The organism is Rouxiella sp. T17, assembly GCF_036663475.1.
In the GTDB taxonomy this organism is placed as follows: Bacteria; Pseudomonadota; Gammaproteobacteria; order Enterobacterales; family Enterobacteriaceae; genus Rouxiella.
This window is the reverse complement of sequence record NZ_JAWUEA010000013.1, coordinates 102689-117725: the sequence shown is the minus strand read 5'-3', so window position 1 is coordinate 117725 and position 15037 is coordinate 102689. Positions and strand designations below refer to the sequence as shown.

Here is a 15037-nt window from a genome sequence, read left to right as displayed (position 1 = left end):
GGCAACTGAGCGAGACCGTAGGAGCTTACACAGGTAAGTGACTGCGGCGAGTGAAGGAAGCCAACGCATCTACAGCGCGAAAGATATGAGTATCTGAGGGAGAGAAAGATAATGGTGCTGATGATAGTCAGCGGCCGTTCCGGTTCTGGAAAATCCGTCGCCTTGCGTGCGCTGGAAGACATGGGATTTTATTGCGTCGATAACCTGCCGGTGGTGTTACTGCCTCAGCTGGCTCGCGAGCTGGCCGAACGTAATACCTCTGCCGCCGTGAGTATTGACGTGCGCAATATGCCGGAAACGCCTGAAGTTTACGAACATGCCATGACTCAGCTTCCGGACAGCTTTTCTCCACAACTGCTGTTCCTGGATGCCGATCGCAACACGCTTATCCGTCGCTACAGCGACACGCGGCGTTTGCACCCTCTTTCCAGCAAGAATCTGTCTCTTGAAAGCGCTATCGATCACGAAGCCGAGCTGCTTGAGCCGCTGCGTTCCAGCGCTGATTTGATTATCGACACCTCCGAGATGTCGGTTCACGAGCTGGCCGAAATGCTGCGTACCCGTTTGCTGGGCAAGCGCGAACGCGAATTGACGATGGTATTTGAATCCTTTGGCTTCAAGCACGGCATTCCGATCGATGCCGATTACGTGTTCGACGTGCGCTTCCTGCCGAATCCGCATTGGGACCCTAAACTGCGTCCCATGACGGGGCTGGATAAACCGGTCGCGGCGTTCCTTGACCGTCACACCGAAGTGCATAACTTTATTTACCAGACTCGCAGCTATCTTGAACAGTGGTTGCCGATGCTCGAAACCAATAACCGCAGCTATTTGACGGTGGCCATTGGTTGCACGGGCGGCAAACACCGCTCAGTGTATGTTGCAGAACAGCTTGCCGACTATTTCCGCTCGCGCGGGAAAAACGTGCAGTCTCGCCATCGTACGCTCGAAAAACGCAAAGCGTGACGGATACTCCTTAAGACGGTAAAAGTTATGTCGATAAAACAGAAAGTTGAGATAAAAAACAGGCTCGGAATGCACGCGCGTCCGGCGATGAAACTGTTTGAGCTGGTACAAAGTTTTGAATCGGAAGTTTTATTGCGTAACGATTCCGGCATCGAAGCCGAGGCGAGCAGCGTGATTGCGCTGCTGATGCTCGACTCGCCAAAGGGTCAGGAAATTGAAATCGAAGCAAATGGTCCCGATGAGGCCGAAGCTCTGACGGCGGTCGTCAACCTGATCAATTCCGGCTTCGACGAAGAGTAAAAATCGGCCTAGCAGGCCTTTTTATTCTAAAAGGGCGCAATGAAAAAGGGCGCAATGTAAAACGGCGCGATGCCGTCGCCCTCTTCTTACCATTTTTACATCCTGACTCGCTTCATCCCACTTGGCTAAAGCCTGCTTAAACAGTCGATCGCTACGGCTTTGAAGCATTCAAAATCAGGGCTGGTCAGCAGCCGGCTCATTGATCGTTCGCGCACAAAGGTGACGAACAGGTCATAAATCGCCATCGCCTCCTCATAATCCGCCTTGCTGATTGCCAGCAGAAAAATAACGTGCGCCGTCTCGCCGTCTCCCCACTTGATGCCGTGAGGTGAAAGCACGGTAATGACCACGGTTTTTTTCGCCAGCAGTCCGAGCGAGTGCGGCAACGCGATCCCTTCGCCCAGCATGGTCGACACTATCTCTTCGCGCTCTACCACCGACGGATAAAATTGTTCATCGACGTAGCCCTCTTCCTCAAGCTGGGTGCAGACTTTGCGAAACAGCTGCGCCTGCGTCATCGGCTGATCGAGGCGCATGAAATGGCGCTGGTCGAAGAATTTTTCGAGCATGTACGGGCGCGTGCGATCCACCAGCACCAGCTTGCCGAGCTGCTCCATTTGATAATCGGTCGGAAAAGGCGCCAGCACGATCACCGGCTTGTTGCGCTCCGTGACCCGCGCGTTGGCGATGATAAAATCTTCGTCGATATGCTCAAGTTTTTCATAATCGCGCAGCGAAATGATTTGGGTAATCACGATTTGTGGAAACTTGCGGCTGATTTGCGCCTGAATCATGCGAATCGTTGAATTGCCCGTATCGCAGACCAGCAGCGCCTGCGGATGACGCTGATAACCAATATTGTAATGGCGCTCCAAACCGACGCCAATGTGCAGCACCAGAAAACCAATTTCATTTTCGCTCAGACTGTAAGGCGAATATTTTCCCCAGCTCGACACCGCCGCCAGCGTGACGTCATAGGCCATCGGATAGTGCTGTTTGATATTGTTGAGCAACGGATTCGGAATATTTATCTGATATTTCACCCGCGTAATCATCGCTTTAGTGTGGGTCAGCAAATCGGATCGAAGCTGCTTATCACGCTGTAAATCATAGTTATAGTTGGCGTTGATATACGACAGGATGTAATTGACCAGCGACTCTTCGTCGTCGGCGTTGATGTCGGTCGGCAATAGACTCTGCACTCTGCGGACGGCGATATTGACCCGCAAATAGGCCTCTTCCGCCGCCGGAATTTCTTTCCCCGCCAGACGTTTAAGCTCGGCGGCCAATTTTACAGACACCTGTTTCACCGCCGGTTCTTCTTCTTCGACGTCAAAATCGGTCAGCGGATACCCTTTGGCAAGGCGTTTTACCGCCACCGCGCAGTACAGAATCAGGTACTGTTCGCCCTCATCGGTCAACTGAATTGAAGATTGCGCAAACAGCTGGTGCATGAAGTCGGTTAACGGCTGCAAGGCCGCCGTCTCAACACTTTCTGCTTTCAGGAAAGAACGGCTGGGATCGTCGGGATTAAGCTGGAACAGCAGGTCGGTGAGACAGGCGCGAATCGACAGCTCTGCGCCATACAGCTTCATGCCGTAACGCGGTTTAGTTTCAATATCAAGATGATAGCGCGCCAAATGTTCGCGCACTTCGGGCATATCATTTTGCAACGTGCCCCGGCTGATAAACCATTCGTCGGCCAAGTCTTCGAGCTTTAACGAATAGGCAGAAGTCAGAAAACGAATCAGCAGGCGATTAACGCGCTCGGCGGCGGATCGCGGCGTGGGATTGGTGGGCCGCACGGGCTGCTGGATCAGGGAAAACAGCGCAATATCGTCGATTTTCAGCTGATAGCCGCTGCCACGATTATGCACAAAGTGCGCGCCATACTGCTGCATGATTTCGTTCAGCACGGTGATATCTGCGCGCACGGTGCGCGTCGAAACGTCCAGACGTTTTGCCAGCTCATCCTGCGGCAAGGTTTCCGTCTGTAGCGCATCGAACAATATTGCCAATCTCTGATAGGGAAATCTCACGATAATCCTTCTGTTTTCAGGGCATGTTGGCCATTTAGGACACGTTACGTTTTTAATGCAAAGCAAATCGGCTGACAAGCTAATGATTTGCGCGCCCTATTCCAAAACTGATGAAGCCGTTGCATCGGAAGAGGCCGCGACGTGATTATCCTAAAAGCTTTTTAACGCTCGCCAGCAATGTTTTGACATCTTCAGGCCGCGTGTTGCCGCTCGCGCTGTCGATAATCGAGCTGTAGATGTGGGGAATGATTTTGCTGACCCCCGCCTCGAGCGCGATTTCCATAATCGGTTCGAAATTTTCTAAATCGATGCCGCCGGTCGGTTCCAGCCAGAACGCCTGTTCGGCACAGGCGCGCGCCACGCAGGCGAACTCTTCACGCGTTTTCAGGCCGCCCATCGGGAAATATTTTACCGAACTGCCGCCCATGTCTTTCAGTAACGCGATGGCCGTGTCGATAGGAACAATGCCGTCACTCGCCGCCGAGCTTAACGGTCCGGTCGAAATTTTGACCCAGCCGACTTTACCGGTAGGCGAAATCAGGCCGTTAACGACGCTTTCGTTTTGTCCGAGTAAAGCACGGCTGGTGCCAACGCCGGTAAAGACCTGATTAACGTGCTGTGGCTGAACCTGACGAGCAATCTCGCTGACCATTAACGACTGACGCGGATCGCCCGCGCCCAGCCCGACGGACAACGCATTTTCGATTAGCGCCGCGTAGGCTTTCATATCGTCAACGGCGCTCGGCACATCGGCATAGTTTTTTGACAGCACGCCAACCAGCACGTGACCTTCGGCGGCGGCATAAATGTCGCGGGCATTCTCTTTCGAACCGGCCAACACGTTGAGACACACGCGATCGCGATAAAAATTAGGGCTCAGCTTCATGCTTTCTCTCCGCTGCTTTTGTCATTATTTTTCATGGCTTTCACTCTCTTATTGGCTAAACAGCGCGTTAAAACAGTCGGCGACCGTCTCCAGCTGGGCAGGCGTCACGCTGCGCACGTCGACATCAATTTTGCCTTCGTTGGCGCGATAGCCACGGAAATAGATCGCGATCTCGCCCTCTTTCATCGCATCGACGATGGCTTTGGTTTTCCAGCCTAACGTAGCTTCATCAAAGGTAATTTCAGCGCGGGCGATGTCACGACCGGCGCTGTCCCAGACAATGTGCGCCGCTACGCCGTTGATTTCATTGAGTCGCGCGATAAACGGCGTCATCTTGTCGACCAACTCCTGCCCCGTGGTTTTTGGCTGGGTAAGGTAACTTTCGATCGCCTGCGTCAGGCCCAGAATGCCCTCTTTGCCGACTTTCATCGCGCGACCAATGCCGTTGGACTGCAATTTCACCCAGTCAACGTACTGTTTTTTGCCCAGCACCAGCCCGCTGGACGGGCCTTCAATCGCCTTCGCGCCGCTATAAATTACTAAATCCGCGCCCATCTGGTAATAGCAGGTCAGGTCCTCTTCCGCCGCCGCATCGACAATCAAGGGCAGCCGATGTTCACGCGCCACCTGCGCCGCCTCGGCCACCGACAGCATACTTTTTTGCACCGAGTGGTGAGATTTGATGTAAAGGATCGCCGCCGTGCGCGGGGTTATCGCCGCCGCCAGCTGCGCGGCAGAACATTCATTGGCGTAACCGGCTTCTCTGACTTTGCCGCCGCCCATCAAAATCATCGTCGCGACCGGCGCGCCATAGTTTACGTTGTGGCCTTTCGGTAGCACGATTTCGTCGGGCACGGTCAGCGGCGCGGCGTGTAAATTCTCCAGCAGCCAGGCGTCATCTTTAATGATCACCGCTGCGACCGATTGCGCGATGCCCGCCGAAGCGCAGGAGACCACCACTGCGCTTTCAACGTTAAGCAGATTGGCAATGTAGGCACCGGTTTTATTGACTAAATCCTTCATCTCGAAGAACTGATTCAAGCCGGTATTAACGGCCTCGACGACGTCGGCGCGTGGGGTTGAGACACCCAGAATCGTCATGCGTCCCGATGCGTTAATCACCTGTTTTAAATCATATTTTTTATTGATTGAAACATCAGGCTTTGAAACATCAGGCTTTGAAACATTAAAGTTTGAAGACATTTGTGGACTTCCCTTCTTCGGTAAGTAGCGGCTCACCGCCGACGATGGCCGCCAGTGGCACCAGAATTTGCTCGCCCTCAACCGACAGGCCTTCCGAATCGACAAAAACCTGCGGCGATTGCTGGACGGTAAACAGCGTGAGATCGGCATCGGCGCCGACTTCAAGACGGCCTTTTTCCGGCAGACGCAGCGCGTCGGCGGCGTGACGGGTAACGCAATCAATCACTTGCGACAACGTGAGCCCGATGCTGAAGAATTTTGACATCACCGTTGCGAGGCTGTGGACGGGTCCGGCCAGACGATTGCGGCAGTAAATATCGGAGCTGATAGTGTGCGGAATAATGCCCTGTTTAATCGCCATTTCGGCCACCGCGAAGCTAAAGCTGGCCGAGCCGTGGCCGACGTCGAGCTTCACGCCGCGGCTCAGCGCGCGGTTTATAGAGTCGCGCAGCTGGCCTTCGGGCGTTAAAATCCGGTTCGGTTTGCCGTTGTAGCAGTGGGTAATAATGTCGCCGGAGGCCAGCAGATCGGCGATTTCATCGAGATTCGGCGGATTGTTGCCGATGTGTACCATCAGCGGCAGATTGCCATTTTCCTGCTGCATCTCTTTGGCAATCCGCAGCGGCGTGATGCCGTTTGCACCCACCACGCTGCTGCTCATTCTCGCTTTTAAGCCGATGATAAAGTTTGGATTACGGGCAATCGCCTGCTGCACGCCGAGCTTGTCTATCTGGGTTAGATCGGCCAGCTCGTTTTGCGTCACGATGCCCGTGCGGGCAATGTTCAGCAACGCCAGCACGTTGGTTTTGGCCGCGCGAGTGATGCGATAAAAATCGTCCACGTCGTTGGCGCCCGTGCTGCCAGCGTCCACCACGGTCGTCACGCCACTCGCGACGCCGACTAAATCAGGTTCGTCGTGATAGATAGGCGATTTGGCGTAACAGTGAACGTGCGAGTCAATCCAGCCCGCGCTAACCCAATATTTACCGTGCAGATCGTAGGCCTGCGTCGCGCTGGCCTCGGCGACAAGCTGGCCGACTACCGCCAGTTTGCCGCCTTGGATCGCGAGATCGATCAGCTTGCCGTCGGCCGTTTTTGCCTGTCTGAGGATCAGATCATACATCCGCCTACTCTCCTTTCAGCTTGATTTTCGAAGACTCTGTTTTCGAATTCTCTGTTTTCAAACATTTTGTTTTCGAACAAATGTCTAAAGCGAAATCGGGAAGATCGCGCCGAGGATCATCGCGCCCAGAATTGCACCGCCGGTCAGCGGCTTTTTCCAGATATAAAACAGCAGCGCGCCGAGCAGTGATCCGAGGCCGATAGGAATCGACGCCGCCATTGCCGACAGAATAATCAGCGGCCCAAGAAAGCGACCGGTGGTGTTACCCGCGCCCATCATGACGTCTGCGCCGTAGGTCGAATTTCCCTGATTAATGGTAAATTTACGCGCTAAAACAATGATGTAACCGACCGCTAACCCCAGAACCAAACCCGTGACCAGCGAGGCGGCAAAGTTGGCGACCGGGAAGATAATGCCTGCGCCGAGCAGCAGCGCCGGAACGCCAAGGCCGATGCCAGTTTGGATCGCGCCGCCGATATCCAGAATGCCGACCAGCGAACCTTCGATGATGCGGGCAAACAGGAAGCTGGCGCCGAAGGCGGCGACCGCGCCATACACGCCGGTATCCATGCCTGAACGCAGCATCGAAACGAAAGCCACCTCGTTAAACGCGCCGATACCGTAGAGGTAATACATGTGCGTGCCCGCGAAGACGCCCGAAGAGAGTAATCCAACGAAAATCGGAAACGACCATTCGGCGTACCAGAAACCCGTTTTGGCTTGTTCTTCCATTTTTATGTCCCCTTATTTGCCGCTGAGAGAGTTATGGATGCCGTTCAGCCACGTCGGAACGTCCAGCATGAAAGACTGCAACAGTTTGACGTCGAAGCCGCGGAAGAAGCCGCTCAACACAAACAGCGCGATAATTGCCGCCATCATGACTTTGGTGACGTGGTTCCAGCCGCCCTCTTCGACGCCTTTGCCAATCAGGATCCCCAGCACTAATCCCGGCACGGCGTTGCCCATAATCATCTGCGCGAGGCCGCCAAAAATGGTGCCCCAAAAGCCCGAACGACGGCCGGCATCAATCGCTGCCAGCCAGAAAATCACGGGCATTACGGTGTTGACCAGCATGTTGGCCGCGGGCACCAGCACTTTAATCGCCGTCACCTGCAAGGCGGGCGGAACCGCCGACGCGGTGGTATTCAGAAACGCCACGACAATCATGCCGATGATGCCACCGGCGATCGCCATCTTGCGCGGGTCATGCAGGGTTTCGGCGACGTTGCGGTTTTTCATCATCAGCACGGCGGCGGCCCAGTTGGGAATAATGCGGTGGTCGACGTCCTGAGTGAATGAACCTGCCGCGACGGATGACGCCCAGGCGTTGAAGAAGAAGCCGAGTCCGAAGGAGAAATGCGAAGCGGGATCGCCTTCACAGGAGTTCAGCTCGCCCAGCGTTCGGAAAGCCCCCATCCCCTGTACGGTGGGTGCGTGAAACATACGGGCAGCGCCTGCTCCAACGCCGACCCCCACGAGTCCGCCGATAATCAGTGATTTGAACAAGATAATTAAAAACATCAGGTTATCCTTATAATTTTATATTCATTCGAAAACTCAGATTTTCATTCGATAGCCATGAATTTTGAGTGAATATTCATTTCTTGGTGAATATGACCTGTTCGGTATTAATCACGCTCATGTTGACGATAATATCCAGCACGACGTAATAACTTTTCCTCTCCCTGGCCAGAAAAAAGAATAAGAACTTTTCTCTGGTAATCTTCTCTTCGGCAGTAATAACCTTGACGTCCTGCGGCTCGATTCGCAGTAATATATTCTCCGTCGATTTAAGAACGGTTTTCTGTACCTGACTGAGTGCAGAAGAAAAAGCCGCCGCCCTGGTTTCGCCTTTTCCTTCAACTCTGACTGTCGACGTTATTTGCTGCTTCATTACGGCTGGCCATATTTCTTGATATACGCTTCTACCAGCTTCTGGCCCAGCTCTTCTTTATCCATAAAACCGAAACCGAGCACCGTGCAGCCTTCATTAATTGCCGTCACGCCTTCATCAATGGAACGCATGCCGTGTTTGGCTTTGTACTTATATTTATTCTGTGCCGTAATGGCGCCCGCGCCGCCGCTGCCACAGAAGGAGATCCCCAAACTGGCCTCTTCCGCTTTCATGACATCGCCGAGCTTCATATCTGCCGCTACGCCAGGAATAACAATGGCTTTACCGCCCGCCGCTTCTACGCCAGCGGCAACTTTCTGGCCTTTACCTAAACGGTCGCCAATAACTACGATGACTTGTCCCATGATTAAACTCTCCAGATTCGAGGTGATAACAAAGAATGAATTGATTAATTGACCCGTTATTTAAATGCTTTACCGAATAGATTTTTAATTAAAAAGCAGCCATTCAAAGAGTTGATGATTAAATAGGTTGCCGCTTTTGATCAGGCGTTATTATCTTTCGCCACTTCAAAATGCACCGATAATAAATAGGCCTCTTCAATGGGTAAATTTCCCACAATATCGACTACCTGTTCGGCCATTTTCATCGAGTGTGCCGATATTTCATCAAACAGTTCTTTATCGACCTCCGGCAGCGGCTCGCCCGTAATAGATCGCAGAACCATCGCCTTAACATGAGAAGCCAACATTTGCTGCTGCACGTCGTTGGTATAAATATCTTCGGCGTTTAACATCTTTTGAATATCAGCCAACAGCTGTGCGGTTCTTTCTGGCGCATCTTCCAAATCCAGTGCATTGTTCATAACGATTAGCTCTGCCCCTTTTACAGATGCGATTTCATTTTTGTTTTTACTGCGCGGGCCACTCTTTTACAGCCCTCTTTCATCTGTTGTTACCCTACGCCCATGGCATCGCGGTGTGTAGCCGGTATTTTTCCAGTTCAAAGTGGAAATGGCGCAGACCAAGCGGATCAGGCTCGCAAAAATGGGTTTGAATGGCATGGAAGACTGGAAAACAGCGGTTTGGAAGAGAAAATGACGGGGATGAGAAAGAAAAACCTCCTCCAGATTAAGGAGGAGGACGGCGTTTGTACGCTTTTATTTGAACTTCTTATGATTTTCGTTGCGAGTCGCTTTGAAGCCTTCGGCCTCTTTTTTAGCGTCGTCCATATTGCCGGACTTGGCGTAACCTGACGCTTTATCTATCTGGCTAATCAGCGTGTCTAAGCCTTTATGAAAATCTTGAATCTCGGGGCTGTTATCGGGTTTCGAGGCGAATTTCGGCGGTTTAGATTTTTTAGCGTCTTCGGCGGCTTCGCGCATTTTGCCCAACCCTTGCAGGAATTCAGCCTTGTCATCGGTTTTCAAAATCTTGCTGTAATTATCCGACAGAGTATCCATGTCCGTTTCTAAATCAGCGGCCAACGATTGGGCACTCCAGCCCAGCAGGGCAACCGTTGCTAATGCAATCATCTGTTTACGCATGCTCACACCTTCCAATTATTTTTGATTTATCGGGTAATGCCCGTGCTTATGCTTTCAGAAAAAATATCAATAGACTTAGTGGGGCTATGTTTAACATAGTGGTAACAGGCGGAAAGTGGCATCAGATTTTTGTAAAGAATTTTCAGGGGGATAGAAAAGACGGAGGAGTCGAAAGGGTAACGTGAATAAAGCAGCGACGGAGGCCCGCCGCTGTTGGAAGAGTTTTGGAAGGGTTAATGCAGGTTATTCGCCAGCGATTTTCATTTCAGGCAGGATAATCGAGCCGCACTGAATGTTGCTGCGAGTTTCGATATCGCTACCGATGCTGACCATGTTGCGCAGCATATCTTTCAAATTGCCCGCAATAGTGATTTCGCTTACTGGATACTGAATTTCGCCATTTTCGACCCAAAAACCGGCCGCGCCGCGCGAATAGTCGCCCGTAATGCCGCTCACTGCCTGACCCATTAATTCGGTCACCAGCAACCCTTTGTCCAGCTTGCGCAACATTGCCTCGAAATCGTCGCCCTGACCCGCGATGCGCCAGTTGTGGATGCCGCCCGCGTGGCCAGTCGTTTGCAGGCCCAGCTTGCGCGCCGAGTAGCAGGTCATCAGCCAGGTTTGCAGCACGCCATCTTTCACGATATCGCGACGTTTAGTACGCACGCCTTCGCTATCGAATGGCGTTGAAGCCAAGCCTTTCAGCAGGTGCGGATGCTCTTCGATAGTGATCCATTCAGGCAAGATCTGTTTGCCCATGCTATCAAGCAGATAAGATGATTTACGGTAGATGCTGCCCCCGCTAATCGCGCCCACCAAATGGCCAAACAGGCCGGTGGCGACCTCGGCGGCAAACATCACCGGCGCTTTCATGGTTGGCAATTTTCGCGGCGAAAGTCGAGACAGCGTGCGGCGTGCGCACTCTGCACCCACCCACTCCGGGCTTTTCAATTCATCAAACGAACGAGCGATGGTATAGGCGTAATCGCGCTCCATATCGCCCGCCGCTTCGGCAATGACAGAGGCCGAAATCGAGTGGCGCGTCGAACAGTAGCTTTGCAGCATGCCGTGGCTGTTACCGAAAACGCGAATTCCGTAATGGCTGTTGAAGCTGCCGCCTTCGGTATTGGTGATGCGTTTATCCACCGCCAACGCGGCCTGTTCGGCACGCGCCGCCAGCTCGATACCGCGATCGGCGTCGAGCTCGGTGGGGTGGAAAAGATCGAGATCGGGCGCGTCGTAGGCCAGCATCTCTTCATCGGCTACGCCAGCGTAAGGATCCGGCGAAGTGTAACGGGCGATATCCAGCGCGGCCTGCACGGTGCGGGCAATGGCGTCGGGACTGAGGTCCGTAGAGGACGCGCTGCCTTTACGCTGTTGATAATAAACGGTAATGCCCAACGCGCCGTCGCTGTTGAATTCAACGTTTTCGACTTCACCAAAGCGGGTACTTATCCCAATTCCGGTGGTTTTACTGACCGCCACTTCCGCGCCGTCAGAACCAGCTTTCGCTAACTCCAGAGCTTGCGCTACGGCTTGTTCCAGCGTTTTACGTTGCTCTGCCACTTGAGTGGTTACGTTCATCAGCCCGCCCTTCTTTTTTCAATAAGGTGTTAAGTAAAAAGTTGGAGATAATTACTTATAGATTCTTCAGAGTCTAACAGAGACTTAGTACAATTTCGCATTCCGACTGGGTCTTTTGTTGCCAACCGTGCGATAATGCGGCCAAGAATTTTAAGGATCCCTAATGACTAAGAAAATAGAAGACTGGCTCGACGATGTTCCAGAAGAGAACAACGCCGAAGATGAAGAGATCATCTGGGTCAGCAAGAGTGAAATTAAACGTGATGCCGAAGCACTGAAAGAGCTCGGTGCCGAGATGGTCGAGCTGGGTCAAAACTCCCTCGACAAACTTCAGCTCGATGAAGACCTGCGCGCCGCCATCAATTTAGCGCAAAAAATCAAGAAAGAAGGCCGTCGTCGCCAGCTGCAATTAATTGGCAAGATGCTGCGTTCCCGCGATATCGAACCGATTCAAACCGCACTCGACAAGCTGAAAAACCGCCACAACCAGCAGGTTTCGCTGTTCCACAAGCTGGAAGTGCTGCGCGATCGCCTTGTGGAAGAAGGCGATGACGCCGTGCCATCCGTGCTGGCTCTCTACCCTCACGCCGACCGTCAGCAGCTCCGTGCGCTGATCCGTAATGCGCAGAAAGAGAAAGCCGCCAATAAGCCGCCGAAAGCCTATCGCCAAATTTTCCAGTATCTCCGCGAACTCGCTGAAGAGCAGCAGTAACCGTCGTTCTTGAAGCTGTAGCTGCGCGCTCGCCCGAATCGCTGACCTAATGTCAGCTCACCGGGCCTTGCCGCCCTGCTACAGCTCCAATTACTGAATTATTGGATCCCTCGCTATAACTCGCTATAACTCGAAAACCCTTTTAAAGATGCTTAGGCTTTTTTGGCAGGGGTTTTTTCGATTATGTTAAAGCGCAACTCATCTTCCAACTCTTCTTCGGCTTCTTCAAACAGTAACACCAACGATCCGAATTTGCGTTTTCGCGCCGCATTAAAATGGGTGAAATCAATTTCGATCGGTAATGCAATGCCGCCGGTGACGACGTCCCAGAGCGCATCCAAATTGGCACCAAACTCTTCACCAAGTGCAAACTGCCGCGCAAAATCGGCGTAGAAAGCGGGCAGGTCGGGGATGTGATTAAAATCGAAAACCACTTTTTTCATATGTTCTACTCCACCCGAACAACGTGCTTGTAGTGATCACGGCTGATGTAAATCAGGCCATCATTGGCAAATAGTACGCGATCCGCACCGCGTCTTCCGCAGTGATAATTGATATCGGCTTCACGCCACACGCGGCCTGAGGCAGCAGGCAGACTGTGTTCACGATTTGAAAAACGATCGCCGCCGATAGCCTTGTCCGGCAAAACCTGACACAGATTACCCGAGCGGGCATCCCATCCGGCTGCGCGCGCCTGCTTTTTAGTGACAAAATAGTTGGGCAACTGGTGATGCTGCTGCAAATAACTGACAACGTTTTTTTCCGCCGTCAGCTGTGAGATGTTGCCCTGCACGCCAGCGACATTTTCCTGCGAAGAAGAAAAAAAATGCATCTTTGCCGTCGCGCTGCCGCTTAGCAAAATGGCCACTCCCGCCACCAGCAAGTAAATTTTACCCCACGTTGTTCCTGCTTTCATCGTTCATACTCGTTGGTCTAGTTTTGAAATCGGTTTAATTACAAATTGCCCAGATGCAGTGTTTTCACCTGCAAATACTCTTCGAGACCCAGCACGGAACCCTCGCGACCCAAGCCGGACTCTTTTACGCCGCCAAACGGCGCAACTTCAGTCGATAATGCACATTCGTTAATGCCAATCATGCCGCTTTCGATTGCATCGGCGACGCGGAAAACGCGTTGCAGGTTTTGCGAATAGAAATAGGCGGCCAGTCCAAATTCGGTGGCGTTGGCGCGCTCGATAGCTTCTTCTTCGGTTTTGAAACGAAAACAGGCCGCCAGCGGACCGAAAGTCTCTTCGGCAGCGACTTTCATTTGATCGTTGGCGTCGGCAATCACGGTTGGCTGGAAGAAGTTTCCACCCAGTTGATGACGTTCGCCGCCGGTCAACAGTTTGCCGCCGTGCTCAAGCGCATCTTTTACGTGTTCTTCGACTTTTTCAAGACCTTTAATATTAATCAACGGTCCGACGATTACCCCCTCCTCCATGCCGTTGCCGACCTTAAGCTGGCTGACCTTCTCGGCAAGGCGATTCACAAAGGTGTCGTAAACGCCGTCCTGCACATAAATTCGGTTAATAGAAACGCAAACCTGCCCAGAGTTACGGAATTTACAGGCCAGCACGCCTTCAATCGCGGCGTCGAGATCGGCATCGTCAAAAACGATATACGGCGCGTTGCCGCCAAGTTCCATCGAGACTTTTTTCATGGTGTCGGCACTGTTGCGCACCAGCGTTTTGCCCACTTCGGTGGAACCGGTAAAGGAGATTTTGCGCACGGCGCTGCTTGCCATAATGGCATCGCTGATTGCCGAGGTGTCACCGGCTACGCCGTTAAGCACGCCGTCTGGCACACCGGCCTGTTTTGCCAGCTCAAGCAGGGCAAAGGCCGACAGCGGCGTATTATTCGCGGGTTTGATCAGCCCGGTGCAGCCTGCCGCCAACGCCGGACCTAGTTTGCGCGTCAGCATCGCCAGCGGGAAATTCCATGGGGTAATCGCCGCCACAACGCCCACCGGTTCGCGGGTAGCCAAAATACGCGAGCCCGCTTTCACCGGCGGAATAATCTCGCCGTTGGCGCGTTTGGCCTCTTCACCAAACCATTGTAAAAAACTGGCGGCGTAGTCGACTTCGCCCAGCGCTTCTTTTAACGGTTTGCCCTGCTCGGCAACCATTAGCTCGCCGAGGAACTGTTTATTCTCCAGCATTAACTCATACCAGCGGTGCAAAATTTCAGAGCGCGCTTTGCCGGTTTTCTTACGCCATTCTGGAAAAGCCTGACTAGCGGCTTTGATGGCGGCTTCCGTTTCGGCCTGCCCTGCACGCGCGACTTTTGCGACCACTTCACCCGTCGCCGGATTTTCGACGTCAAAGGTTTGTGCCGCGGTTTGCCATTCACCCGCGACGAAATAACCGGTTTTAAACAGCGGATGAGTGGACAGGTTTTTAATCGTTTCTAAAGAACCACGTTGCTGGTCTGACATAATCGCTCTTCCTCCTGTGAGGTGCGCCGTCTGGGGCGATAAATTTATGGGCTCTTTTCCAAGGCTTTTTGAAAGCTTTTTCAAAGTTAATTAATGGTTAAGTATAGCCATTAATCCTCTGCCCATAGCCCAAACCTGCCCGCCGCCTGTGCTTTTCAGAAAGCTTAACGCCTGCCTTTCCTGCTGCTTTTCCCTTGATTACTGCTATTTCTTCCTTCAAGCCTGCGCACTTTATCGGTGCAATGGAGTTATCAAATAGCACGCAAATAATGCGCAGCCACTCCATTTGCGGCCTATTAATACCTTTTACCCTCAAATTTGGCAGTCTGGCACGCTTCCTGCTGATACGTTTCAGGTATTGAGAAAGGAAGAGCAGTGCCGAGTTCA

At 52.7% G+C, this 15037-nt stretch carries 17 protein-coding genes; 3 read left to right on the top strand and 14 right to left on the bottom strand.

What is annotated here, in order from left to right:
• Window positions 1–111 precede the first annotated feature (111 nt).
• Together rapZ and npr are read left to right on the top strand one after the other, a co-directional pair.
• Entirely contained in the window at window positions 112–966 is an 855-nt protein-coding gene (gene rapZ, locus SC206_RS04665) for an RNase adapter RapZ (protein ID WP_045048341.1), read from the top strand.
• A 27-nt stretch (window positions 967–993) separates the two neighbouring features.
• A complete protein-coding gene (gene npr, locus SC206_RS04660) occupies window positions 994–1266 on the top strand; it encodes a PTS phosphocarrier protein NPr (RefSeq protein WP_332734662.1) in 273 nt (90 codons plus the stop codon).
• A gap of 125 nt (window positions 1267–1391) precedes the next feature.
• Here npr and SC206_RS04655 read toward each other — a convergent pair whose 3' ends face one another.
• From SC206_RS04655 to pmbA, 11 genes are all read right to left on the bottom strand, one after another.
• The gene (locus SC206_RS04655; protein ID WP_332734660.1) at window positions 1392–3305 is read right to left on the bottom strand and encodes a BglG family transcription antiterminator; all 1914 of its coding nucleotides are present in this window, start codon (window positions 3303–3305) and stop codon (window positions 1392–1394) included.
• A 145-nt stretch (window positions 3306–3450) separates the two neighbouring features.
• Entirely contained in the window at window positions 3451–4191 is a 741-nt protein-coding gene (dagF, locus tag SC206_RS04650) for a 2-dehydro-3-deoxy-phosphogluconate aldolase (protein WP_332734658.1), read from the bottom strand.
• Between the two features lie 48 nt (window positions 4192–4239).
• The gene (locus SC206_RS04645; protein WP_332734656.1) at window positions 4240–5394 is read right to left on the bottom strand and encodes a DgaE family pyridoxal phosphate-dependent ammonia lyase; all 1155 of its coding nucleotides are present in this window, start codon (window positions 5392–5394) and stop codon (window positions 4240–4242) included.
• On the bottom strand, window positions 5378–6517 hold the full coding sequence (locus tag SC206_RS04640; RefSeq protein WP_332734654.1) for an amidohydrolase/deacetylase family metallohydrolase: 1140 nt from the start codon (window positions 6515–6517) through the stop codon (window positions 5378–5380). The genes SC206_RS04645 and SC206_RS04640 overlap by 17 nt, the downstream gene beginning before the upstream one ends.
• Window positions 6518–6601: 84 nt before the next feature.
• Entirely contained in the window at window positions 6602–7249 is a 648-nt protein-coding gene (locus tag SC206_RS04635) for a DUF4310 family protein (RefSeq protein ID WP_332734651.1), read from the bottom strand.
• 12 nt (window positions 7250–7261) lie between these two features.
• Window positions 7262–8038 carry a DUF4311 domain-containing protein gene (locus tag SC206_RS04630; RefSeq protein ID WP_332734649.1) on the bottom strand — a complete coding sequence of 259 codons (777 nt, stop codon included), beginning with the start codon at window positions 8036–8038 and terminating at the stop codon, window positions 7262–7264.
• 76 nt (window positions 8039–8114) lie between these two features.
• On the bottom strand, window positions 8115–8411 hold the full coding sequence (locus SC206_RS04625) for a DUF4312 family protein (RefSeq protein WP_332734647.1): 297 nt from the start codon (window positions 8409–8411) through the stop codon (window positions 8115–8117).
• On the bottom strand, window positions 8411–8776 hold the full coding sequence (locus tag SC206_RS04620) for a glycine-rich SFCGS family protein (protein ID WP_332734645.1): 366 nt from the start codon (window positions 8774–8776) through the stop codon (window positions 8411–8413). The genes SC206_RS04625 and SC206_RS04620 overlap by 1 nt, the downstream gene beginning before the upstream one ends.
• Window positions 8777–8916: 140 nt before the next feature.
• On the bottom strand, window positions 8917–9237 hold the full coding sequence (locus SC206_RS04615; protein ID WP_332734644.1) for a PRD domain-containing protein: 321 nt from the start codon (window positions 9235–9237) through the stop codon (window positions 8917–8919).
• 294 nt (window positions 9238–9531) lie between these two features.
• Window positions 9532–9918 carry a cytochrome b562 gene (gene cybC, locus SC206_RS04610; protein WP_332734642.1) on the bottom strand — a complete coding sequence of 129 codons (387 nt, stop codon included), beginning with the start codon at window positions 9916–9918 and terminating at the stop codon, window positions 9532–9534.
• 243 nt (window positions 9919–10161) lie between these two features.
• Entirely contained in the window at window positions 10162–11502 is a 1341-nt protein-coding gene (gene pmbA / locus SC206_RS04605) for a metalloprotease PmbA (protein WP_332734640.1), read from the bottom strand.
• A 163-nt stretch (window positions 11503–11665) separates the two neighbouring features.
• On the opposite strand from pmbA, the gene yjgA reads away from it, so the two are divergent.
• Window positions 11666–12214 (top strand): ribosome biogenesis factor YjgA, encoded by a 549-nt coding sequence (gene yjgA, locus SC206_RS04600; RefSeq protein WP_332734637.1) that lies wholly within the window; start codon window positions 11666–11668, stop codon window positions 12212–12214.
• 152 nt (window positions 12215–12366) lie between these two features.
• Here the strand turns inward: yjgA and SC206_RS04595 are convergent, their stop codons facing one another.
• From SC206_RS04595 to SC206_RS04585, 3 genes are read right to left on the bottom strand one after another with little or no spacing between them, the layout of a single operon-like run.
• Window positions 12367–12657, bottom strand: coding sequence for a barstar family protein (locus SC206_RS04595; RefSeq protein WP_332734635.1), 291 nt, complete (start codon window positions 12655–12657; stop codon window positions 12367–12369).
• Between the two features lie 5 nt (window positions 12658–12662).
• On the bottom strand, window positions 12663–13130 hold the full coding sequence (locus tag SC206_RS04590; RefSeq protein WP_332734633.1) for a ribonuclease domain-containing protein: 468 nt from the start codon (window positions 13128–13130) through the stop codon (window positions 12663–12665).
• Window positions 13131–13168: 38 nt separating this feature from the next.
• Window positions 13169–14650, bottom strand: coding sequence for an NAD-dependent succinate-semialdehyde dehydrogenase (locus SC206_RS04585; protein ID WP_332734631.1), 1482 nt, complete (start codon window positions 14648–14650; stop codon window positions 13169–13171).
• Between the last annotated feature and the right edge of the window lie 387 nt (window positions 14651–15037).